Below are 22,374 nucleotides of genomic sequence, written 5' to 3'. Positions count from 1 at the left end.
CGGGCTGGCGGCGGAGCGCTCAGAGGTGGATCTCGGCGTCCATCGACAGCCCGACGCGCAGCGGATGCGCCTTGAGTTCGCGCGGATCGAGCCTGATGCGCACCGGCAGCCGCTGGACCACCTTGATCCAGTTGCCGGTCGCATTCTGCGCCGGGATCAACGCGAACGCCGCGCCGGTCCCACCCGAAAAGCCGGTGACCGTCCCGTGGAACACGACGTCGCTGCCGTAGAGGTCGGAGGTGACCGTCACCCTCTGCCCCGGCTTCACGCGGGTGAGTTGGCCTTCCTTGAAATTGGCGTCGACATAAAGCTGGTCGACCGGCACGATCTTCATCACCGCGGTGCCGGCGGCGAGCCGCTGGCCGACCTGGACCGCGCGGCTCGTCACCACGCCGTCGACCGGCGCGCGGATCACGGTGCGCGCGAGATCGAGCCGCGCCTGATCGACCCGCGCCTGCGCGGCGAGCACGTCCGGGTTGGTCTCGACCGTCGTGCCGGTGGTCAGCGCGCGATTGGCGGCGAGATCGCCTTTCGCGGCATCCTTGGCCGCGATCGCCTGCTGCACCGCGCTGCGCGCGCTGTCGAGGCTGCTCTTCGCCGCGGCATAGCCGTTGACCGCGGAGGTCAGCTCGTCGGCCGAGACCGCGCCGCTCGGTGCGAGCTTCCTGCGGCGGTCGAGATCGACCGACGCCTTCTGGAAAGCCGCCTGAGCCGAGGCGAGGCCGGCCTGCGCGCTGGCGATCGCCTGATCGCGCGCCGCCAGCGTCGCGGCGAGCGACTGGCCGGTCGCGCTGGTCTGCCCGAACTGGCGCTTCGCCTTGGCCAGCGCGGCCTCGGCATCGGCGAGCGCGATCCGCGCATCGGCATCGTCGATCCGCACGAGCACGTCGCCGCGCTTCACATTCTGCGTGTCCGACACCAGCACCTGCGCCACCTGCCCCGCGACCATCGGGGTCACCTGTGCGGTATCGGCGCCGACATAAGCGTTGTCGGTCGAGACATAATGGCTGCCGACCGCCACATACCAGATGCCATAGCCGCCGCCGGCGAGCAGCACCGCACCGGCGATGCCGAGCAGCGCCTTGCGCCGCTTGGGATTGCCGGGGGCGGGTGGGGTGGCGATCTCGGCGCTCGCGTCGAAACGGGGATCGGCGTCAGCCATGAATCTTGTCCTTGGAAACCGCGCCGGCTGCGGCGCTGACGGGGGAGGGGGAAGCAGCGACCGCGCCGCCGCCGAGCGCGCGCACCAAAGCGACGTCGAGGGTGAAGGCGCGCGCCTCGAGATCGACCACCACGCGCTGCTGCTGGAGCATGCTGTTCTGCGCGGTGAGCACCGCAAGGTAATTGGAGAGCCCGCCCTGGTAGCGCAGCTTCGCGACGGCATAGGCCTCCCGCGCGTCGGCGAGCGACTGACGCGACTGGGCAAGCTGTTCGCCGAGCATCGACTGGCTGGTGACCGCATCGGCGACGTCGTGGAACGCCGTGGCGACCGCGCCGTCATAGCTCCCGACCGCTTCGTCATAGCTGGCGCGCGCGACGCGATATTTGCCCCTGATCTCGCCGCCGTGGAAGATCGGCAGGCTCACCGCGGCGGCGGCCTGCCCGTTGTGCGATCCCGACACGAACAGGTTCGAAAGCCCGAGCGATTGGAAGCCGACCAGCGCGGTCAGGCTGACCGAGGGATAGAAATCCGCCCGCGCGGCCTTGATCCGCGCCGCGCTCGCCTCGACCCGCGCGCGCGCCGAAACGATGTCGGGACGGCGACCGATCAGATCGGTGGTGACGTCGGCCGGCACGCTGCGCGCGGCGAAGGAGAGCGTCGGGCGCTGGATCGAAAGCCCGCGGTCGGGACCCTTGCCGATCAGCGCGGCGAGCCGGTTGCGGGTGAGTGCGATCGATTCGTCGATCTGGGAAAGCTGGGTCCGCTCGGCCGGCACCGCGGCATCGGCCTGTTTGAGCTCGGCGCGGGTATCGAGCCCGACCGCGACGCGATCGGCGACCAGCTTCTGCGTCTCGACGCGCGAGGCCACCGCGTCGGCCTGCACATCGCGCTCGGCAAACAGCCGCGCGAGATCGGCATAAGCGCTGGCGATATTGGTAGCGAGCAGCAGCCGCGCCTGTGCGACATCGATCGCCGCCGCATCGGCATCGGAGGTCGCTGCGCGCAGATTGGCGCGATTCTTTCCCCACAGATCGAGGTCGAAGCTGAAATCGAGCGCGGCGCTGCCGGTATCCTTCCACCCCTTCGGGACGAAGGCGGCGGGGATGCCGTTGTTGTAGCTTTGCTTGGCGCCGCCGGCCTGCGCCTGCGCGTCGACCCGCGGCAGCAGCGCCGCGCCCGCCTGCTGGCGATAGCCGTCGGCCTGCCGCAGCCGCGCGATCGCCGCGGCGATATCGGGCGCGCCGGACAGTCCTTCCTCGATCAGCGTGGTGAGCTGGGCATCGCCATAGCCGCGCCACCAATTGCCGTCGGGCCAGGTTGCCGCGGGCGAGACGGCGGGGGCAAGGCTTTGGTCTGCCGCGAAGCTTTGCGTCGCGCGCATCTCCGGCCGCGGCCCGAGCGGCGGGACGGAGACGCACCCCGACAGCAGCAGCGCAAGCGCTGCCGCTCGCAGCGACGCCCGATGATCAGTGACGACTCGCACGATTGAAACTCCGTACCAGTAAGTACGGTTTTTCGCCTGATCCCGCGTGCCGCTCTTGTCAATATAAAATCGTACTATATGGTACGGGAATATGAAGGAAGCAGCGAAACCCGCGCCGGGCCGCCGCGAAGCGCGCAAGGCCGAGCGCCGCGCCGCGATCGTCGCGGTCGCGTGGCGGCATTTTCTCGAACACGGCTATGATCGCACCTCGATGTCGGCGATCGCCGAGGAAATGGGCGGCTCCAAGGGTACGTTGTGGAGCTATTTCGCCTCCAAGGAGGAATTGTTCACCGCGGCGATCGATGAGGTGACGACCGCCTTCCGCGCGTCGGTGATCGAAATTCTCACGCCCTCGCGTGAGCCGCGCGAGGCGCTGACGATCCTTGCCGAGCGCCTGATCGATCGCATCACCTTGCCCGATGCGATCGCGCTCCAGCGCCTCATCGTTGGCGAGGTCGAGCGTTTCCCCGAAATCGGGCGGATCTTCTACGATCGCGGACCGGGTGCCGGTCAGGCCGTGCTGATCGATTATATCACCGCGCAGGTCCGCGCCGGCAATCTGTCGGCGGACGATCCGCGGGAAGCGGCGCTGATGTTCTTCAATCTATGTGCCGGCGGCTATCATCAGCATGTCCTGTGGGGCATCGCCGATCACGACGACCGCCGCGCGAAACGCGAGGCGGCGCTCGCCGTCCAGCATTTCCTCCATTGCTATGGCGCGCATCGCCCGGCTGCCGGCTGATCTTTCCGGCGCGGGCGATGCGTTCATCAGGCATCGGCTGCGCCGACAGGGAGACGCAGCGAGTTTCGTGATCCCGTTATGTGCGGAAATAAGCGCATGATTGCGCTGCTCCTCACCGATCGCGACGCTCGCAGGCGCGAAGCCGTCAGCGCCCGAGATGATTGCGCTCAATACGCAGATCAAATGTTCGCGCCGACACGTCACTCGGGACATGACCGTGAGATACTGCGGCTACTTCCTCGGCATCGCGTTCGGCGAGGAAGAAAGCGATTGACAATAACGTAGGCGCCTACATTATTGTCCGATGAGACGGCGGGACATGCTTGCGGGCCTGAGGCGCCTTCGTGCGGGCGTCCGCCCGGTAGCGCTGCCGTTGCTCGGCCTGGTGCTCGCCGCTGCATCGCCGGCCATTCCGCCCTGGGGGTTCGATCTCGGCGGGATGGATCGTTCGGCGAAGCCGGGCGACGACTTCGACCGATACGCCAGCGGCGCCTGGAAGCAGGCGATGCCGATCCCGCCCGATCGTAGCGCCTGGGGGCCCTTCGCGATGCTCCGTGCGAAGGCCGAGAGCGACGTCAAGGCGATCGTCGATGACATTGCCGGGCGGCCGCAACCAGCCGGGTCGATTGAGCGCAAGATCGCCGATGCCTACAACGCCTATCTCGACACCAAGGCGATCGAGGCGGCGGGATTGGCCCCTGCCAGCGCGGACCTCGCGCTGATCGCCGCGGCTCGTTCGCATGAGGATGTCGCGCGGCTGATGGGGGATCCCGAGCTCGGGCTCGGCGGCCCCTTATCCCTGACGCCGTGGCCGGACGCCGCGAACCCCGATCGCTATGCGATCAATATCGTCCAATCGGGCCTCAGCCTCCCCGATCGGGATTTCTATTTGAAAACGGACCCGCGGTCCGTCGAGGTGCGGGCCAGGTTCCGATCCTATGCCGCGCGGATGCTGGCGCTCGATCATTATCCTGATCCCGAGGCCGCGGCCGACAATGTGCTGGCACTCGAGACCGCAATCGCCCGGGCGCACTGGACGCGCGAGAAGCGCGCCGAGCGCGATCTGACCTATCACCCCAAATCGCGCGCCGAGCTCAAGGCGTTCGCACCCGATTATCCGTGGGACGCGACGCTCGACGCGCTCGGGATCGCCCGCCACGACTTTTACGTCCTCAAGGAGGACAGCGCGATCCGCGAGCTGGCCGGGCTGTTCGGCCGCACGCCGGTCGCGACGTGGCGCGCCTATATGACGTTTCATTATCTGAACGGCATGGCCGATGTGCTTCCCGCGGCGTTCGACGACCTGTCATTCGACTTCAACGGCCGCGTGCTTTCCGGCCTGCCGCAGAAACGGGAGCGCTGGAAACGCGCCACGGTCGCGCTCAACGCGGCGCTCGGCGAGGCGGTCGGCCAGCGCTACGTCCAGCGCCATTTCACGCCCGATGCGAAAGTGCAGATCACCGCGCTGGTTGAGAATCTGCGGACTGCGTTCCGCGCCCGGATCGAGCGGCTCGACTGGATGTCGGCCGGCACGAAGCAGGCCGCGCTGACGAAGCTCGCAGCGATCCGTGTGAAGGTGGGCTACCCGGAGAGCTGGCGCGACTATGCGACGCTGGAGGTCCGCGCGGGCGATCCTCTCGGCAACCGCAAGCGCGCGCTGCTGTGGGACTGGAAACGACGGATCGCGCGCCTCGCGCAGCCGGCCGACCGCGACGAATGGGGAATGACCCCACAGAACGTCAACGCCTATTCCAACAGCTTCTTCAACGAGATCGTCTTTCCCGCCGCGATCCTGCAGCCGCCCTACTTCGATCCCGCCGCCGATCTCGCGGTGAATTACGGCGGTATCGGCGGCGTGATCGGTCATGAGATGAGCCATGCGTTCGACGATCAGGGCGCGAAGACCGACGCGAAAGGCGCTCAGCGCGACTGGTGGGAAAAGGCCGACATCGTCCGGTTCAAGGCACTGACCTCTCGCCTTGCCGAGCAATATTCGCGTTATGAGCCGATCCCGGGGGTCCAGCTGAATGGCCGGACGACGCTTAGCGAGAATATCGGCGATCTTGGCGGCCTCAATGTCGCGCTGGAGGCCTATCATCTCGCGCTCAAAGGGAAGCCCGCGCCGATCCTCGACGGCACCACCGGCGATCAGCGGGTCTTTCTGTCGTGGGCGCAGACCTACCGGGAAAACATCCGCGACGAGGCGCTTAGGGCCGCCCTCGCATCGGACCCGCATAGCCCGTCAACGTTCAGGGTGAATGGCGTCGTCCGGAACATCGACGCCTGGTACGACGCGTTCGGTGTGAAACCGGGCGATCGTCTCTACCTCGATCCCGTCGACCGTGTGCGTATCTGGTAGCGACGCCCCGGGGTTTTCCGCGCTTATGACGCGAGCCGAGTGCATTAGTTCCTGCAAGCCAGCGCGATCGCTCGCTATAGCGTTCCCCATGATCAAGACGCTGCTCGTAGCCGGCCGGGACCGCAATCGGCTCGCGGAGATTTTTCGTGTCGCTTCTCGATTTGGGCTCGGCATGCTCCTGGCGCGTCTTGGGCTCGAACAGGGGGAGCAGGCGGAAGAAGGCGCCGACGAGCCGCAGAGCCTGCCGCGGCGGACGCGCCTGGCGCTCGAGGCGCTCGGCCCGACCTTCGTCAAGCTCGGCCAGATCCTCGCAACGCGCGGCGACCTGCTGCCGCCCGAGTGGATCGCCGAACTGGAGAAGCTACATAGCAGCGCGCCGACCCTGCCGTTCGAAGAATTGCGCGCGGCGGTGGAGGCGGCGCTCGGCCAGCCTCCGGAAGCCACGTTTGCCCAATTCGACGTGGCGCCGCTTGCCGCCGCATCGATGGCGCAGGTGCATCGCGCGACCTTGCACGACGGACGACAGGTGGTGCTCAAGATCCGCCGCCCCGGCATCCGGCCGCGCATGGAGGCGGATCTCAGGCTGATTGCACAGCTCGCCGCGATCGCGGAGGCAGCAAGCGCCGAGGCGCGCCGTTTTGCGCCGTCCGCGCTGATGCGCCAGTTGGCGGAGGCGGTGCTGGAGGAGCTCGACTACACCGCGGAGGGCCGCAACGCCGATCGCCTGCGCGCCGACTTTGCGCGCGAACCGCGCGTTGTGGTGCCGGAGATACATTGGGCCTGGACGTCCGAGACCCTCTTGGTGATGGATTATGTCGAGGGCATCGCGCCGCGCGACGGCGACACATTGCGTGCGGCCGGGATCGATCCGGCCGCGATCGCCGAATTGGGCGCCGACCTCGTCCTCGATATGGTGCTGGTCAACGGCCGCTTCCACGGCGATCCACATCCCGGGAACCTGTTGTGCCTGCCCGGCAATCGCATCGCGCTGCTCGATCTCGGTATGATCGGCCACGTCTCGCCGCGCCGCCGCGAGGAGTTCATCGGCTTCACGCAGGCGCTCAACGCCGGCGATCCGGCGCCATTGGCCGATGTCCTCGCGGCCTGGTCCGTGGGAAGCGGCGTGCCCGCCGAGCGGGTGCGGGCCGCCGCCGAGCGGTTGATCGCGCGGCACGGCGGTGGGCGCCTCGTGCTGAGCGCGGTGGTCACCGACTTCATGGCGCTGATACGGGACGAGGGCATGACCCTGCCGTCCGATCTGTTGCTGATCTTCAAGGCGCTGATCACGGTCGACGGGGTGTTATCCGGGATCCAGCCGGACTTCGATCTGTCCGAAGCGATGCAACGCTCCTCGCTGCGGATCGCGCGCAAACGGCTGTCGCCCGAGCATTGGATGCCGACCGTGCAGGCGCTGGCGTGGGAACTGAGCAAGATCGGCGACGACGCGCCGCGCCTGCTGCGGGCGGCGATCCGTCGCCTCGAAGCCGATCCTGCCGGGACCGCCGTCGCGCGGGAAGAGGGGGGCGCAACCGCGTCCGCGGCCCGTTTGATCGCGGGCGCCATCCTCGTCGCGGCGGTGATCGTGGCCGGCGCGCTGCTGCTCTCCTGAGCACTTTCGCCGGGCGACCCTAATCTGCGCCGTTCAGATGTCCCTCCGCTGGCGAGGCTCAACGTCGAATACCAGCAGCGTCGAAGTGGCCGTCGCGCACAGCCGGCCTTCGCCGTCGTGGAGTTCGGCTTCGGCGAACGCCACCCGGCGGCCAACCGAGACGGTGCGGCCGGTCGCGCGTACCGTGCCGCTGTTCTCGCTTAGCCCACGCAGGTAGGAAACCTTGAGTTCCAGCGTGGTATATCCGCGTTCCGGCCCGAGTTGGGAGTGCGTGGCGATGCCGCATGCACTGTCGAGCAGCGTCGCGGCATAGCCGCCGTGAACCGCGCCGAGCGGGTTATAAACGCTGCGGTCAGGCTTCCCCTCGAACACCACGTGCCCGCGCTCGACCTCGACCAGATCGAAGCCGAGCGTCTGTCCGATCGGGGCCTTCAACCCGCCGCCCAACATCGCCTGAAGCTGCGCCAGGCCATCGGGGCCGCTGCCTTCGTCCGCCATCTTGCTCACCACGGCTCATGGAACGGCCGGAGCTCCGCGAGGAACGACCACGCGTCGCGCGGTTGGTGCGCGAGGTGGAACACCTCGGCCGCGATCGATGTCGGCGAGATGAAAAAGTCGTCCGGCTTGTCAGGCTGAAGTTCGCGCTGCCACGGCACGTCGATCGCCGCGTCGATGACGAGATAGGCGACATGGACGCCTTTCGGCCCCAGGTCGCGCGCCAGCGATTCCGCCAGGATGCGCTGCGCCGCCTTGGTCGGTGCGAAGCCGGCGAACGCGGCCTTGCCGCGCTGCGCCGAGGTGTTGCCGGTGACGATCAGCGCGCCTTCGCCCGCCTCGATCATTGCCGGCGAGGTCAGCCGGGCGAGGTGGAACAGCGCCATCGTGTTGATGTCGAAGTTCTTCTGCAGCGTCTCGGGCGCGATGTTCATGAACGTGCCGAACGCGCCGCCGACCGCATTATGAACGACGACCTTCGGGAATCCCACGTCAGCCACAGCTCGCTCCAGCGCCGCGGCGTCGCTGACGTCGCACGGCACCGCGATCGTATCGGCGATCTCCTGCTCCAGCGCGGCGAGCCGGGCGGCATCGCGCGCCAGCATCGCCACACGATAGCCGGCCTCGGCGAAGCGTCGCACGACGGCGGCGCCGGTTCCCGGCCCGACCCCGGTGACGAGCGCCAGCGGCTTTGCCCTGTCGGTCACGCGGCTTCCTCCAGGCGCTCGAGTTCCTCGCGTACGAAATCGAGCCGATCATTGCCGAAGAACATCGTCTCGCCGACAAAGACGGTGGGTGAGCCGAAGACGCCCCGCGCGGCGGCTTCGTCGGTGTTCGCGTCGAGCTGCTCGATCACCGCTGGCGTGTCGATCCGCTCGGCGATCGGGATGGCGTCGATGCCCGCCGCCGTGATCGCGGCGAGAACATCGTCCTTCGTGGCGAGCGCGTTCCCCTCGCTCCAGCACGCCCGGTACAGCGCCAGCGTGATCGCCGCCGCCTCCGACGGAGAGCGAGCGGCGAGCACGGCGCGCGCGCAGGCCTCACCGTCGACCTCGCGCATGTTCGCCGGGTTGAGCGTGAGGCCGTAGCGCTGCGCCCAGCGGCCGAGATCCGCTCGCGCGTAGCGCCCCTTGGCCGCGCAAGTGATCGTGGTCGGCACGTTGCCGACCTTCTCCATCAGGGTCAGGACTTTCATTGGCCTGAGCGCGATGTCGACGTTCATCCCGCGCAACTGAGTGAAGGCGAGATAGCTGTAAGGACTACGGAAATCGTAGAAAAGCTCAATTGGCTGGGTCATGAATTGGCTCCCGTCGAGCGTTCGAGAAGATGGCGCACCGTGTCGTCGGCGCCAGGCCCTGCGCGAAGCCGGACGCGGTCGCGCGGCACCGCCTCGCGCGTTTCGGCGTCAACGAGCGCGAGGATCAGCGGTCTGCCGGTTTCGCGATCGACCATTTCGATCGCCGGCTGGCCGAAGCCACTGGCGTCCCAGCGATCGCCCCATTCGCGGAGAGCAACGCTGACCTTCCACAGGTCACGCCCCTTGGGCGTCAGACGATATTCATCGCGGGGAGGGCGTTCCTGGTAGCGGACGCGCTCGACGATGTCCGAGGCGGACAGGTGCTTGAGCCGCGCGGCGAGCGTCGCGGCCGGGATGCCTGTGCTCGCGCGAAGGTCGTCATAGCGGCTCAGGCCCAGCGAAAGATCGCGGATGATGAGCAATGCCCAGCGATCACCGATCAGCTCCAGCGCGCCGGCGATCGAACAGCGCATTCCGACGAACGATTTCGGCTTCATGGCGCGACTACCTCGTTCCAGCTTTGCAACCGATCAAACCAGCGCATCACATCTCCATCGTTGACGGACACTTGCCTTGGGAAGGGTCTTATTACTTCAATTATTGAAGCTTTACGCCCGATGTGGACGAAGCGCAAGGTGGGCGAATGCCGAGCCGGATGACAGGAAGCGCGTGCGAGATGATGGCCCAGGCGGCGTACCGTGACACCGGCACGAATGGCCGACTTGAACGGTAATCCGCCCGATGATCGTGGCGCCCCGTCGAAGCGACGCGTTTTCATGCCGGCTCCTGATGAGCGCGCGCGCGATGCCGGGCCCGCCAATGTGCCAGATATTCGAGCGCCGGGCGCAGCGAGTCCGCGGAAGGCGCGAGCGCATAGACCTGGCTCGCAGCCGGAGGCGGCAGATAAAGCCGACGCACAAGCCCGGCCGCTTCGAGATCACGCATCCGTTGGGCCAGAACATTGGCGCTGATCGCCGGCAAGGCGGCCCGCAGGTCGGAAAAACGCAGATCATTGTCCTTGAGCCGCAGGAGAATCTGCAAAATCCAGCGCCCTTCCAGCAGACCCAGCGGATCGCGCGGGGTGGTTACCCCGGATGAAAAAGCGCGATCGGAGGGACTCATCGGAACAATGGCAAGCTCGCTGGTATCGAATCGTGTTACATTACTTCAATGATTGAAGTCAATCAGGCCATTCGCCGTGAGACCAGCGCATTCCCGGAATGTGCTGCTCAATTGCGGTGGGGCGGGCCAAGGCGGCGCGGCGCGACGATGTGGTCGGAAGTATCGCTGCTGCGGGAGGCCGGAAAAAGGCTGGACGGCTACGCAGGAGTGCGACCACGATCGGCCCTTTGGCGCAGGTTCCTTTGAGCCCGAAAGCTGCCGCGGGTTTTCGGCACCGCGCACCGCGTTGCGCGGTAAGGCGCGCGACGGCGCGGCGGCTAATCGGATGTTCTCGGGGGTTGCTCGGGCGCCGCCTGTCCGCCGACAATTGTCGACGGGTGGGTGCGGAAGGAGGCGAAGGTTTCGCGCGCGCGAGCAAGACGCGCGGCCAGATCGGCGAGAGTGTCGGGGTGGCGCTCAGCCACGCTATAGCTTTCGCCCGGGTCGGCTTGCATGTCTTATATTGCGGATAGCCGTGCGACGGCAAATCCTTATAGTAATTGCGATAATAGTGGTCGCTCAGGCAGCCGAGCGGGTTCACCTGCATGAGCGGGGGCTCCTTCGAGCGCTAGGCCGCGCGCACCACGCAGCGGAAGCCGATATGGCTGGTCGAACTGTCGATCGCCTGGGGATGCCGCGCGGCAGGGCGATAGCGCTGGCAATAGCTCGGCGCGCACAGATGCGAGCCGCCTTTGATTACCTTGCGCGGGACCTTGCGCGCCGCGTTGGCCGGGTCCCAGCTCTGGAAAATCTTGGCGCCGCGCGGATTGTCGGCGACGCAGCATGAGGGCCTGGTCTTGGTCTTCCCGCGCGCCGCCGCAGCCGACGCATCCGCATACCAATCCTCGGTCCATTCCCAGACATTGCCGATCATGTCGTAGAGCCCGAAGTCGTTCGGCGGATAGGCGCCGATCGGCGAGGTGCGTTCCCAGCCGTCGAGCAGCTGATTGGCGAAAGGAAACAGGCCCTGCCAGGTGTTGGCGCGCCATTGCCCGTCGGGGGTCAGTTCGTCGCCCCAGGCGAATTCGCGCGCCTCGAGCCCGCCGCGCGCGGCATATTCCCATTCCGCCTCGGTCGGCAGGCTCTTGCCCGCCCAGTCGGCATAAGCCTTGGCGTCCTGATGGACGACGTGGACCACCGGGTGATCGTCGAGCCCTTCGAGCGAACTGTCGGGGCCGGTGGGGTGGCGCCAGTCGGCACCGAGCACGAACCGCCACCATTGCGACGGATCGGAGAGATCGACCGGCCCGGCGGACTTGGTGAACACCAGCGAGCCGGGTTGCGCGAGCGCGGGGTCGATATCCGGATAATCGGCGGGATCGGGGGCGATTTCCGCGAAGGTGACATAGCCCGTCTCGGCGACGAAGCGCGCGAATGCGCGGTTGGTGACGGGGGCCGCGTCGATCCGGAACGGGTCGACGCGCACGCGCCGCACCGGCGCCTCCTCCGGGTAGAAACGCTCCGACCCCATCGTGAACGTGCCACCGGGCAGGGCGATCATCGTGTCCGCGGTAATCGTGTCCAAATCCGGTTTCCCGTGCAAGCAGCCGACCGAGCGACGGGCGGTTTTTCCGCCCCGATCGGTTCAGAAGCTATCCTAACGAAGCCCCCTTGTGGCGGGAAGCGCCCTTGGGGAGCGCGATGAGATTGTGACCCCTCAGCGCGAGTACCCGATCGGTCGCGCGACCGGGGTGTGACGTTTACCCCTGAACTTTTCCAATCGATAGTACGATCGTCTCGAAAGCGTAATATTCATCGACTATCGCGCCCCTCATTCGGGGTTTAAGCGAGAGAAAATTCTATGTTGCGCGAGTCGCGGATGTTCGTACGATCGTTCTTATCCGTTGGCGCAAGCGGGCTCGCGTTCTTTGTCTTTCCCTGCGCAGCGGCCGCGCAGGCGCAGGCTGGCGATGCAGCGCGAACGCAGGATTCCGGGGGATTACAGGAGGTGGTGGTTACGGCGCAGCGACGAAGTGAGAATAGCCAAAGAGTGCCGCTGTCGATCCAGACGATCGACGGGCAAGCGATCGCCAATGCCGGCTACACCAATGTGACCGACCTCCAATATCTCGCGCCGGGCGTGCAATATGATCCGACCCAGGGCGCCGCGTTCCAGATCCGCGGCGTCGGCACCACCTCCTGGGACTTTTCCAATGCCAAATCGGTCAATGTCGTGGTCGACGACGTGGTGATGGACGGCCAGCGTGCCAACGGGCTGACCGGGATGGTCGATATCGCGCGCGTCGACGTGCTGATGGGTCCGCAGGGCACGTTGTTCGGCAAGAATTCCACCTCGGGCGTGATCGCGGTTTCGACCAACAAGCCCAGGCTCGGCGTCACCTCGCTGCGCGCCAGCGCGAGCTACGGCGAGCATAATGACCGCATCCTCAACGCGACGGTCAACCTGCCGCTGGGGCAATATGCCGCGCTGCGCATTTCGGGCTTCGATCAGGCGCAGGACGGTTTCGGCCGCAACGTCACGCTCAACCGGCTGGTCGGCTCGGTCCACGAATATGGCGGCCGCGCTAAACTCTATTTCGAGCCCAACGCCAGGTTCGACGTCACGATCTCGGGCGACTATGCGCATCATTGGGACAGCAGCGTGCGCACCCCGGTTTCCGGGCAGCCGGCCAACGTTACCGCGATCCTCAATTCGCTCGGCGTCTATCCCGGTCCGAAAAATGCCGACACGGCGGATTCGAGTTACGGGGCGATCGAGACCGAGGAATGGGGCGCCTCGGCGCGCATCCACGCCAAGCTCGGCGATTACGACCTGACCTCGATCAGCGCCTATCGCTACACGCTGTACAACAACAACACCCCGGCGAGCCTCACCCCGATCGACAAATATGCCTATATCCCGTTCAACTACGGACATCTCTTCACCGAGAAGGTCAGCCAGGAATTCCACCTCGCCTCGCCGCAGGAGCGGCCGATCGCCTGGTTCCTCGGATTGTTCTACAACCGGCTAGAGGCGACGCAGACCCAGCTGCAATGGGCGACGCTCGGCGCGCCGGTCTATACCAATGGTGTGCCGATCTCGACGCTCTACGCGCTGACCGGCGCGATCGGAAAGAGCGGTAATACCTCGCTGTTCCACGCGGTGAACGAGACCGCGGCAGCATTCGGGCAGGTCCAGTTCAACCTTTCGGACCGGTTCCGCGTCGCGGTCGGCGGGCGCTATACCCACGACAACGTCTCGCAAAGCCTGTCCTATATCACGGTCGATCCGCAGCAGGTCGCGGGCTTCACCCCCAAATTCGTCGCGACCACCGCGCCGCCGGTCTTTCCCTATGGCAGCGTGAAGGGCGACAATTTCTCGGTCCGCGTCTCGCCCGAATTCCAGATCACGTCGACGGCGATGCTCTACGCGACCGTCAGCACCGGCTATAAGCCGGCGGGGATCGCGTTCGTCGGCAACAAATATGCGCCTTATCGCCACGAGACCGTCAAGGCCTATGAAGCCGGGCTGAAATCGGAGTGGTTCAATCACAAGCTGCGCTTCAACATCGACGTCTTCCGCTCCGATTTCACCGATTTCCAGGCGACGATCCTGACGCAGGTGCCCGACGGCGGCGGCGGTTTCCTGCTCGCCACCGCGATCGGCAATGCCGGGGGCCTGAGGACGCAGGGCGTCGAGGCGACGCTCGCGGTGCGCCCGACCCGTTCGCTGTCGCTGAGCGCGTCGGGCAGCTACACCGATGCGTGGTTCACCAATTACGTCTATAACCCGACGACCAACTACACCAATACGCGCTTGCCCAATTCGCCCGATTTCTCGGCAACCGCCGCGGTCGATTATGACCATGCGATCAGCGACGGCATGAAGGTAAGGGCGCATGCCGATTATGCCTATCGCAGCACCTATTGGACGGTGGTCGGCCAGCCCGCTTATTCGCGCGTCCCCGGCTTCGGGCTGGTCAATGCGCGGCTGAGCGCGGTGACCGCCGACAACAAGCTCGAATTCGGGGTGTTCGCACGCAATCTGTTCGACACCTATTTCTCGACCGGCTGGCAGCTCTACGGCCAGCTCGGGCTGCTTCACTATACGTCGCCCAACGCGCGCCGTACCGCCGGCGTGTTCGCCAACGTCAATTTCTGATCGACGCCCCGAAAGAAGGTTCACATCATGTCGAAACATGCCATGCGGGCGTTGCCGCTGCTCGCGCTCGCCTTTGCCGCCGCCGCCGCGGCGCAGCCAGCGCGCGAGGCGCCGGATTTGCCGGATTCGCTGCCGCTCAATCGCATCCAGGTGCTCGGTACGCACAACAGCTATTCGATCGGGGTCGACCCGCGCGTGCTCGCGCTGCTCGAAACGCGGCTGCCGTCGATGGGCAAGCTCGCCGCGCAGATGCCGGAGGAGCGGCGCCGTGAGATGCTGATCGCCCACCCAAACGACGTATCGTTCAAGGAAGCGCTGAGCTATCGCCACCCGAGCCTCACCGAGCAGCTCGATCTCGGCGTGCGCGGGCTGGAGATCGACGTGAACGCCGATCCCGACGGCGGCGCTTATGCCGATCCGGCGGCTTATCGGTTGCTGCGCGCTGAGGGTGTGACCGATCTTCTGCCGTTCGATCCCGCGGCGATGAAGGCGCCGGGGATCAAGGTGCTGCATATGGCAGACCTGGATTTCCGCAGCTCCTGCCCGACCTTCCGCGGCTGCCTCGCCGAGATGAAGGCGTGGTCGGACCAGCATCCCGGGCATATCCCGATCTTCGTGATGATCGAGGCGAAGGTGCAGGCGATCCCGATCCTCCCCGGTTCGACCACCCCGCCGCCGTTCACCAGCGCGACCTATGACGAGATCGACCGCACGATCGCCGAGGTGATCGGCCGCGCCAATGTCATCACCCCCGATGAGGTGCGCGGGACCTATCCGACGCTGGAAAAAGCGGTGCTGGCGGGCAATTGGCCGACGCTGGGCAAGGCGCGCGGCAAGTTCATCTTCCAGCTCATCACCGCTACCGGGCATGACGGCGCCTCGGCCTATCTGGAGGGGCATCCGGGCTTGAAGGGGCGGATGGCGTTCCTCGATTCCCAGCCGGGGCAGGATCATGCCGCCTTCATCCTCGACGATAACGCGCTCGTTCGCGGCAAGGAGATCGGGGACGAGATCGCCAAAGGCTATATCGTCCGCTCGCGCGCCGACATCGAAACCTATGAGGCGAAGACCAACGATCAGCGCCGCGCGACCGCGGCCTTCGCCAGCGGCGCGCAGATCGTCTCGACCGATTTCGAGAAGCCCGGCAATGCTTATGGCACCCCCTATGTCGTGACCTTGCCGGGCGGTGGCCCGGCCCGGATTGCGCCGCCCGCCAGATAGGCGCGCGCCCCGGCGGCGGCTCTCCCCGGCCGCCGCCGGCGGAGTCAGTCGCCGTCGCGCAACCGGGCGAGCGCGGCGATATCGATCGCGAAGGCGGCGCCGTCGCCGCGCGCCAGCGCACCGAGGCGGGCACCGACCAATGTGACCACCGCGGCCTGCGTCGCGGCGGCATCGAGCCCCGCCGCGCCGCCGACGCCCGCGGCGATCTCCGCCCGTACATTCTCGCCGCGCCGCCGGCGCATATCGAGCGCGAACGGGATCAGCCGCGCGTCGCGCAGCGCGGTCAGTGCGACCGAATGGGTGGCGCGCAACAGCGCATCGCCGCGCGCCGCGCGTTGCTGCGCGATGCCCTGCGTCAGCTCGCTGCGCATCCCGAGGATCAGTGCGCCCATGCCGGCGCGCAGCAAATCGTCGTGGGTGCGGAAATAATGCGCGACATTGGAATTGGCGACGCCCGCGCGGGCGGCGACCGTGCGGTGGCTGAGCGCCGCGATCCCGCGCTCGGCGATCAATGCCGCGGCGTAGCCCGCCAGCTCGGCCTTGCGCGAGCCTTCGGGCAGGCCGACCGGCAGCACGGCGGTATCGCGCGGCGTGCCGCAGCGGTCTACCAGCGCCTCGAAATGGCTGGCGATGCCCGATGCCGGCGCGCGAAACCGCGCCGCGAGCCGCGCGATCGTCGCGGCGCGCAGCAGGCGATAATCGGGATGACCGGATGCGACGAGCGTGAAGGGAAGCTCGTCGCGGCAATAGCCGGCGATCGCGCGCCCGAAGAGCGTCGCATCCTCGCCGGCGGCGGGGCGCAGCAACCCGATCCAGAAATCGTCTTCGGCGCCGAGCATGTCGTCCATTCCCGTGCGCGTCGCGAGATCGATCGTCGCCTCGAGCATCAGCTCGCACCCGGCGACGGCGTGATCGCGGCGCAGCGTCGCCGCCTCGTCGAGCCACGCGGCGATCAGCGCGGCGAGCGTATCGGGCACCGACAGATCGAGCGCCGCGGCGCGGGGCTCCCATGTCGCGGCCATCCGTCGCCGTTCGTCGGCTTCCTCGGCGGCCAGCACGCCGATCAGCGCGCCCTTGTCGCCGATCCGATAATGCAGCGATCCGAGCGAACTTTCCGCATCCTGCACGATCGCGCGCAGGCTCAGCCCCGCCATGCCGTGCGCGACGATACGCGTGCGGGCGGCGTGGAGAATCTGCACGATGCTGGAACTGGCCATCATCGCCTTGTGGCGCGATGCTGGGCGCCGCTCAACGGAATTTGGTCAACAAACCGCGGCCGTTGCGCGATGCAATCGCGCTCGGCGCATCATACCGCCGATATACGCGGTCGCGCCTGCCATTTTCGGCGGCGACCGGGGCGTGATCCTACATCGGCGGGGCCAGCCGATCGGCCGGCTCAGAACTTGTACCCCAAATTAGCACTCCGGAGCTTTGCTTCAAAGAATTTATAGCAAGTTATCGATTGGACGAAGAAAATCGACCGTGGCCCGGGGCACTCGTTGTGCGCAGATTCTTATATGCTTCGAGCGCGCGCGCCCGCGCGCGCTTATGTTCAACTATTCTCTCGGGATAGCCCGCTGTGATGGCTTCAAGTTCGCCAGGTCGATGGATGCTGGAGCTTGGAAGGCCGGATAGCTCGGGCAACCAGCGTCGGATATAGGCCCCGTCGGGATCGAATTTTTCCCCCTGAAGAACAGGGTTGAAGACCCGGAAATAGGGCGCCGCATCCGCCCCACTTCCCGCTACCCATTGCCAGCTCGCCGGGTTGTTGGCGGGATCGGCATCGACCAACGTATCCCAAAACCATTGTTCGCCTTGGCGCCAGTCGATGAGCAGGTGCTTCACCAAGAACGACGCGACGATCATGCGCACACGATTGTGCATCCATCCAGTGTGCCAGAGTTCGCGCATTCCCGCGTCGACAAAGGGGTAGCCGGTTCGGCCGGTTTGCCAGGCGCGCAATGCTTGCGGATCGACCCGCCACGGCATCGCGTCGAACTGCGGCTGCAGGTTTCGATCGGCGAGGTCAGGGTGACGATAGAGAAGATGATAGGAGAATTCGCGCCAGCCCAGTTCGGTTTGGAATTTCTCGAGATTTCGATAGGATGTTCCGTGCCCTTCGGCATGGGTTGCCGCGGCGGCGGCATGCCAGAGCTGGCGCGGGGAGATATTGCCGAAGCGCAGGTAGGGTGAGAGGCGCGAGGTCGCCGCGCGATCGGGATAGTCCCTGAAGCCGGCATAATTGCCGAAATGCTTGTCCAGAAAACAGCCGAGCTGATCGTGCGCGCCCTGCTCTCCGCGTTGCCAGCTCGATCGCAGGCCGCTGGCCCAGTCGGGTGTGGACGGTTCGAGCGAGAGATCGGCGAGGGTAACCGCCCGCAGCCTTTTGCGATGCTTGCCGCGGAACGGTTCCAGCTGCGCGGGGGCGGTGAGCGGCGGGACGGGGTCTCCGGTGTCCTGCGCGGCGCGCCAGAAGGCTGAAAAGACGCGGAACGGCTGGCCCGCCTTCGTCCTGATCGCCCATGGCTCATGAAGCAGATGGCCGTTGAAGCTCTTGGCCGCGATCCGTCGCTCCTTGAGTGCCGACTTCAGTGTTTCGTCGAGCAGGCGCTCGGCCCCGCCATAGCGCCGGTTCCAGAATATCGCCGCCGCGTTGGTTTCGGCGGCGAGCGCGAGGATGATCGTCTGCGCCCGTCCACGATAGATCGACAGCCAGGCACCGCGCCGGCGCAGGTCTCCGTCCAGCGCTTCGAGCGAGCCGTGAAGCCACCATCGCGCGGCGCCCCCAAGCGGCCGCAACCCGGGCGATTCCTCATCGTGCACGAAGATGCAGATGATCTTGCGGCCAGTTGCGGCGGCGGCGTTAAGCGCTGGATTATCCGATATGCGCAGGTCGTCGCGAAACCACAGGATAACAGGGCGCTCCGGATCGGAAAGAGTTGGCTCGGCGGGCCGTTCGTGCAACGCAGGGCTAGCCATTGAGGCGCCAGATTTCGAAGTTCAGCACTGAGGCGAACGCAACCCATGCGGCCAATGGCATGAGGCACCGTGCCGCCACGAGATCAAGCCGGCGAAATCGATCGATCGTTGCAATGATCACCACAAATTGCGGCACGACGTTCACGAGCCCGGCAAGAGGGCTGTTGAGTCCGAAAAACAGCCATGACCACGAAGCATTGAGCGCGAGCTGCACGAAGAATAAGGTTAAAGCAATCCGGCGCTCGATCCGTCTCGCGGGGACTTTGAGGATACGCCAGACCGAATAGGCCATCAGCACATACAGGCTCGTCCAGACTGGCGCGAATATCCAGTTTGGCGGATTGAACGACGGTTTCAGGAGGCCGGCATACCATGGGGCGAGATTGAGCCAGGTCGCCCATTGCCCGAGAAGCGAGGCGGCGATCACCGGAATGGCGGCACGTGCAGCCCTTAGCCAGGCGGGTTCGGCCGATTTTTCCGTCCTGTCCATCGGGTGAAACCTCACGCTTCGACTTTCACCAACGTTCGCGCTTTGCGGGACGCCGTTGAAAACCAATAAGGCGGTTTGCAAGAGTGCGGCAATCATTGTTCCGATCCGCGCATGGCACTCCCAATCTCCGTTCGCCGCTGCCGCGCCAGCGGCATCGTTCTTTCGACAATCGGCGACAGGGCCCGCTGCTCGCGGGACTGGGAGGGCATCCCCTCCCGGATTAATGCAGGGGTCGCCGGGTACAACATGAAGGATCGCTCATTCGTCACCAATTGGGACAGAAGGCGAGGAATTCTACGCAGATGTACCCACCCTCCGGCCGATGCGGTCGATATCGATCGAATAGGGCCGGTCGGAATCGAGCGAGCGATATGTCAGACCGCTCGTCGCCGGATCTTCCCATTCGGCAATCGTCATGGGCTGGCCCGACGGCGACAGCCAGTCGCCCTGCCGCGGAAAGGTCGCGAACCAGCCGGCGCGGGCGGCGCGCCATTGCGCCAGCGCCGCGACATGATCTTCCAGCAGACGGTCGCGGGTGCCCCAGTCGAGCCATGTCAGGTGATTGTCCTGGCAATAGGCATTGTTGTTGCCGAGCTGCGTTCGGCCAAACTCATCGCCGGCGGTCAGCATGATCGATCCGGTCGAAGCGAACAATGTCCCCAGCAATGCCCTTGCGTCCGCGGCTCGATGCGCGACGACGTTCGGATCATCGCTCGGCCCTTCCACGCCGTTGTTCCACGAGGCGTTGTCACCTTGCCCGTCGCGGTTTTCCTCGCCGTTCGCCCAATTGTGGCGACCGGCATAAGCGACCGTATCGGCGAGCGTCATCCCATCATGCGCCGCGATGAAATTGACCGAGCGGCTATGAGGCCCGAACAAGTCCGAGGATCCCGCAAGCCGCGTTGCCAGCGTGCCGACCGTGCCGTCGCCGCGCCAGAAGCGGCGCACGTCGTCGCGGAAACGGTCGTTCCATTCGAGCCAGTTTTCCGGAAAGGCGCCGAGCTGATAGCCGCCGGGACCCGGGTCCCACGGCTCCGCGATCAGGACGCGATCGGCCAATATCGGGTCGGCGGCGATTTCGGCGAAGATCGGCGCGTCGGCCTGGAAACCGGGGCTGCGCGCCATGACCGGCGCGAGATCGAAGCGGAATCCGTCGATCCCGCAATGCCGCACGAAATGACGCAAGGTCGCGCGGGCAAGTTCGCGGACATAGGGCTCGCCAAAGTTCAGCGTGTTGCCGCAGCCGGTGTCGTTGATCAGCCGGCCTTCGCGATCGTGCGCATAGACCCCCTGATTGTCGAGCCCGCGAAAGCTCAACGTCGGCCCGAGCACATCGCTTTCGCCGGTGTGATTGAACACAAGGTCGAGGATCACGCCGATTCCGGCGGCGTGGAGCGCAGCCACCGTTTCACGCAACTCGGCGACGCCTCCCGGGCACAATCCGGGATCGAGCGCCATCGGCACCACCGGGTTATAGCCCCAGGCGTTGCAGAGGCCGAGCGGCGGCAGATGCCGCTCGTCGATCCAGGCAACGATCGGCATCAGCTCGATCGCGCTCACATGGAGCCGGGTGAGATGGGCGATGATCGCCGGATGAGCCAAAGCGGCGACGGTTCCGCGCAATTCTTCCGGCACATCGGGATGGAGCATGGTCAGCGCGCGGACATTGGCTTCGTAGATCAGCCCGCCGTGCGTGAAGACCGGCGGTGCGGGCTCCACCACCGGAAGGTCCCCGGGGACGATCGCTTTCGGCACCATTGGGCCTGTGTCGGTGCCGAATGCGTGGAGCGATGGCGTGTAAGCGAAGCGCCGGTCGAGCTCTGTCGCATAGGGATCGACGAGCAGCTTCGACGCGTCGAACCAGCGGCCTTGTGCGGGGTCGAACGACCCGGCGGCGCGATAGCCATAAAGAGTGCCGGGCGGGGCAGGGGCTTCGGCGACCCAGTCGGTTCCCTCGCGGCGCATTTCCCGTCGCACTTCGTGGTCGCGCTCGAAAAGGCACAAGGTCACGCTTTGCGCCTCGGGCGCGCGCACGCGAAAGATCGTCCCGGCGGGACCAGCGATGGCGCCGTAGGTCATATGGCGGGAGGGGCACAAAGCGCGCGGTAGAGCGCGGCATAGGCCGCACCACTCCGCCGCCAGGAGAAATCCTGTTTCATCCCGGCGCGCTGGATCGAACGCCAGTCGTCCGGACGTTGCCACAAGGCCATTGCCCGCTCGATTGCGGCGCTGAGCGCGGCGGGCGTGACGCCGTCGAACTGAATTCCCGTCGCCGCCCCGATCGACAGAGCGGCGAGGTTGACGTCGATCACGGTGTCGGCAAGGCCGCCGGTACGCGCGACGATCGGCACGCAGCCGTAGCGCAGACCATAAAGCTGGGTCAGCCCGCACGGCTCGAACCGGCTGGGGATGAGAATCGCGTCGCCGCCCGCCTGCAACCGGTGGGAAAGCGCCTCGTCATAACCGGTGCGGATGGCGATGCGGCCCGGGTGCCGCGCGGCGGCGGCAAGATAGGCCTGCTCCAGCGCGACATCGCCCGAACCGAGCAGCGCGAGGCGGCCGCCGCGCGAGACGAGATGATCGAGGACGTCGAGCAGCACGTCGAGGCCCTTTTGCCAGGTCAGCCGGCTCACCACGACGAACAGCGGACCGTCGCCGGGCTCGAGCGCGAATTCCTGCTCCAGCGCGCGTTTGTTGGCCGTTCGCTTTGCCAGCGTTCGGACCGAGAAGGGGCTGGCGATGGCTCGATCCGTCTCGGGATTCCATTGGGCCGTGTCGATCCCGTTGACGATCCCCGAAACCCGCTCGCCCCGGCTGACGATCAGCCCCTCCAGCCCCATGCCGAACTCCCCGGTGCGGATCTCGCGCGCGTAGGTGGGGCTGACGGTGGTGATCGCCGCGGCACTTTCGAGCCCCGCTTTGAGGAACCCGACGCCGCCATGATATTCCACGCCGTCGAGCGCCCAGGCATTTCCCGGCAGGCCGAGCGCGTCGAAAATGGTGGCGGGGAAATAGCCCTGGAAGGCCATGTTGTGGATCGTCATGACCGCCGGCATCGCGCGCTTGAGCTGTCGCGGCGGTGCGAAGCGCAGATAGGCGGGGGCGAGACCGGCTTGCCAATCATGCGCATGGACGAGATCGAATCCGCGGCCCTTGACCGCGCCGCCCGCGATATCCGCCGCCGCCCGGCCAAAAGCTGCGAAGCGCCGCCAGTTATCCTCCCAGTCGTGCCCGGCATTGTCGGCATAGGGGCTTCCGTCGCGATCGAACAACG

18 protein-coding genes are annotated in these 22,374 nt (G+C 66.3%); 5 read left to right on the top strand and 13 right to left on the bottom strand.

The window, feature by feature from the left end:
• Window positions 1-19: 19 nt before the first annotated feature.
• Together BGN95_RS14480 and BGN95_RS14475 are read right to left on the bottom strand one after the other, a co-directional pair.
• Window positions 20-1,162 carry an HlyD family secretion protein gene (locus BGN95_RS14480; RefSeq protein ID WP_286773075.1) on the bottom strand — a complete coding sequence of 381 codons (1,143 nt, stop codon included), beginning with the start codon at window positions 1,160-1,162 and terminating at the stop codon, window positions 20-22.
• Window positions 1,155-2,645, bottom strand: a complete 1,491-nt coding sequence (locus tag BGN95_RS14475; RefSeq protein WP_286773074.1) for an efflux transporter outer membrane subunit — start codon at window positions 2,643-2,645, stop codon at window positions 1,155-1,157. The genes BGN95_RS14480 and BGN95_RS14475 overlap by 8 nt, the downstream gene beginning before the upstream one ends.
• A 91-nt stretch (window positions 2,646-2,736) precedes the next feature.
• On the opposite strand from BGN95_RS14475, the gene BGN95_RS14470 reads away from it, so the two are divergent.
• The 3 genes from BGN95_RS14470 (at window position 2,737) to BGN95_RS14460 (ending at window position 7,355) form a co-directional block, all read left to right on the top strand.
• A complete protein-coding gene (locus BGN95_RS14470) occupies window positions 2,737-3,387 on the top strand; it encodes a TetR/AcrR family transcriptional regulator (protein ID WP_286773073.1) in 651 nt (216 codons plus the stop codon).
• A 319-nt stretch (window positions 3,388-3,706) separates the two neighbouring features.
• Window positions 3,707-5,746, top strand: a complete 2,040-nt coding sequence (locus BGN95_RS14465; RefSeq protein ID WP_286773072.1) for a M13 family metallopeptidase — start codon at window positions 3,707-3,709, stop codon at window positions 5,744-5,746.
• 88 nt (window positions 5,747-5,834) lie between these two features.
• A complete protein-coding gene (locus tag BGN95_RS14460; RefSeq protein ID WP_286773071.1) occupies window positions 5,835-7,355 on the top strand; it encodes an ABC1 kinase family protein in 1,521 nt (506 codons plus the stop codon).
• A gap of 33 nt (window positions 7,356-7,388) precedes the next feature.
• Here BGN95_RS14460 and BGN95_RS14455 read toward each other — a convergent pair whose 3' ends face one another.
• The 6 genes from BGN95_RS14455 to BGN95_RS14430 form a co-directional block, all read right to left on the bottom strand.
• On the bottom strand, window positions 7,389-7,853 hold the full coding sequence (locus BGN95_RS14455; RefSeq protein ID WP_265312824.1) for a PaaI family thioesterase: 465 nt from the start codon (window positions 7,851-7,853) through the stop codon (window positions 7,389-7,391).
• Between the two features lie 5 nt (window positions 7,854-7,858).
• On the bottom strand, window positions 7,859-8,557 hold the full coding sequence (locus tag BGN95_RS14450; protein ID WP_286773070.1) for an SDR family NAD(P)-dependent oxidoreductase: 699 nt from the start codon (window positions 8,555-8,557) through the stop codon (window positions 7,859-7,861).
• Window positions 8,554-9,147: a 2-hydroxychromene-2-carboxylate isomerase gene (locus BGN95_RS14445; protein ID WP_265312705.1), complete on the bottom strand. Its 594-nt coding sequence runs from the start codon at window positions 9,145-9,147 to the stop codon at window positions 8,554-8,556. The genes BGN95_RS14450 and BGN95_RS14445 overlap by 4 nt, the downstream gene beginning before the upstream one ends.
• Window positions 9,144-9,644 carry a winged helix-turn-helix transcriptional regulator gene (locus BGN95_RS14440; protein WP_286773069.1) on the bottom strand — a complete coding sequence of 167 codons (501 nt, stop codon included), beginning with the start codon at window positions 9,642-9,644 and terminating at the stop codon, window positions 9,144-9,146. Before BGN95_RS14440 ends, BGN95_RS14445 begins: the two co-directional genes overlap by 4 nt.
• A gap of 277 nt (window positions 9,645-9,921) precedes the next feature.
• Window positions 9,922-10,269 (bottom strand): winged helix-turn-helix transcriptional regulator, encoded by a 348-nt coding sequence (locus BGN95_RS14435; RefSeq protein ID WP_286773068.1) that lies wholly within the window; start codon window positions 10,267-10,269, stop codon window positions 9,922-9,924.
• Between the two features lie 607 nt (window positions 10,270-10,876).
• Entirely contained in the window at window positions 10,877-11,809 is a 933-nt protein-coding gene (locus tag BGN95_RS14430) for a formylglycine-generating enzyme family protein (protein ID WP_286773330.1), read from the bottom strand.
• Window positions 11,810-12,298: 489 nt separating this feature from the next.
• Between BGN95_RS14430 and BGN95_RS14425 the strand changes: the two genes are divergently transcribed.
• Entirely contained in the window at window positions 12,299-14,410 is a 2,112-nt protein-coding gene (locus BGN95_RS14425; RefSeq protein WP_286773067.1) for a TonB-dependent receptor, read from the top strand.
• Window positions 14,411-14,437: 27 nt separating this feature from the next.
• Entirely contained in the window at window positions 14,438-15,631 is a 1,194-nt protein-coding gene (locus tag BGN95_RS14420) for a Ca2+-dependent phosphoinositide-specific phospholipase C (RefSeq protein WP_286773066.1), read from the top strand.
• Between the two features lie 44 nt (window positions 15,632-15,675).
• Here the strand turns inward: BGN95_RS14420 and BGN95_RS14415 are convergent, their stop codons facing one another.
• From BGN95_RS14415 to glgA, 5 genes are all read right to left on the bottom strand, one after another.
• Entirely contained in the window at window positions 15,676-16,848 is a 1,173-nt protein-coding gene (locus BGN95_RS14415) for a TetR family transcriptional regulator (protein WP_286773065.1), read from the bottom strand.
• A gap of 238 nt (window positions 16,849-17,086) precedes the next feature.
• Window positions 17,087-18,595 (bottom strand): cryptochrome/photolyase family protein, encoded by a 1,509-nt coding sequence (locus tag BGN95_RS14410; RefSeq protein WP_286773064.1) that lies wholly within the window; start codon window positions 18,593-18,595, stop codon window positions 17,087-17,089.
• A 7-nt stretch (window positions 18,596-18,602) separates the two neighbouring features.
• A complete protein-coding gene (locus BGN95_RS14405; RefSeq protein WP_265312697.1) occupies window positions 18,603-19,196 on the bottom strand; it encodes a TspO/MBR family protein in 594 nt (197 codons plus the stop codon).
• A 198-nt stretch (window positions 19,197-19,394) separates the two neighbouring features.
• Window positions 19,395-21,179, bottom strand: a complete 1,785-nt coding sequence (gene glgX, locus BGN95_RS14400) for a glycogen debranching protein GlgX (RefSeq protein WP_286773063.1) — start codon at window positions 21,177-21,179, stop codon at window positions 19,395-19,397.
• The coding region (glgA, locus tag BGN95_RS14395; protein WP_286773062.1) for a glycogen synthase GlgA at window positions 21,176-22,374 on the bottom strand (1,199 nt) is incomplete at its 5' end. The genes glgA and glgX, both read right to left, overlap by 4 nt.

It is taken from the genome of Sphingomonas sp. 66-10 (assembly GCF_001897045.1).
Classification (GTDB): domain Bacteria; phylum Pseudomonadota; class Alphaproteobacteria; order Sphingomonadales; family Sphingomonadaceae; genus Sphingomonas; species Sphingomonas lycopersici.
Note: the sequence above shows the minus strand (reverse complement) of the source record. Positions and strands in the feature narration are given on the sequence as shown.

What these genes read in the sequence shown, in the direction of transcription:
- BGN95_RS14480 (WP_286773075.1), bottom strand. Translation starts at nt 1,162, where the DNA reads ATGGCTGACGCCGATCCCCGTTTCGACGCGAGCGCCGAGATCGCCACC.
- BGN95_RS14470 (WP_286773073.1), top strand. Translation starts at nt 2,737, where the DNA reads ATGAAGGAAGCAGCGAAACCCGCGCCGGGCCGCCGCGAAGCGCGCAAG.
- BGN95_RS14465 (WP_286773072.1), top strand. Translation starts at nt 3,707, where the DNA reads ATGCTTGCGGGCCTGAGGCGCCTTCGTGCGGGCGTCCGCCCGGTAGCG.
- BGN95_RS14460 (WP_286773071.1), top strand. Translation starts at nt 5,835, where the DNA reads ATGATCAAGACGCTGCTCGTAGCCGGCCGGGACCGCAATCGGCTCGCG.
- BGN95_RS14455 (WP_265312824.1), bottom strand. Translation starts at nt 7,853, where the DNA reads ATGGCGGACGAAGGCAGCGGCCCCGATGGCCTGGCGCAGCTTCAGGCG.
- BGN95_RS14445 (WP_265312705.1), bottom strand. Translation starts at nt 9,147, where the DNA reads ATGACCCAGCCAATTGAGCTTTTCTACGATTTCCGTAGTCCTTACAGC.
- BGN95_RS14440 (WP_286773069.1), bottom strand. Translation starts at nt 9,644, where the DNA reads ATGAAGCCGAAATCGTTCGTCGGAATGCGCTGTTCGATCGCCGGCGCG.
- BGN95_RS14435 (WP_286773068.1), bottom strand. Translation starts at nt 10,269, where the DNA reads ATGAGTCCCTCCGATCGCGCTTTTTCATCCGGGGTAACCACCCCGCGC.
- BGN95_RS14430 (WP_286773330.1), bottom strand. Translation starts at nt 11,809, where the DNA reads ATGATCGCCCTGCCCGGTGGCACGTTCACGATGGGGTCGGAGCGTTTC.
- BGN95_RS14420 (WP_286773066.1), top strand. Translation starts at nt 14,438, where the DNA reads ATGTCGAAACATGCCATGCGGGCGTTGCCGCTGCTCGCGCTCGCCTTT.
- BGN95_RS14415 (WP_286773065.1), bottom strand. Translation starts at nt 16,848, where the DNA reads ATGGCCAGTTCCAGCATCGTGCAGATTCTCCACGCCGCCCGCACGCGT.
- BGN95_RS14405 (WP_265312697.1), bottom strand. Translation starts at nt 19,196, where the DNA reads ATGATTGCCGCACTCTTGCAAACCGCCTTATTGGTTTTCAACGGCGTC.
- glgX (WP_286773063.1), bottom strand. Translation starts at nt 21,179, where the DNA reads ATGACCTACGGCGCCATCGCTGGTCCCGCCGGGACGATCTTTCGCGTG.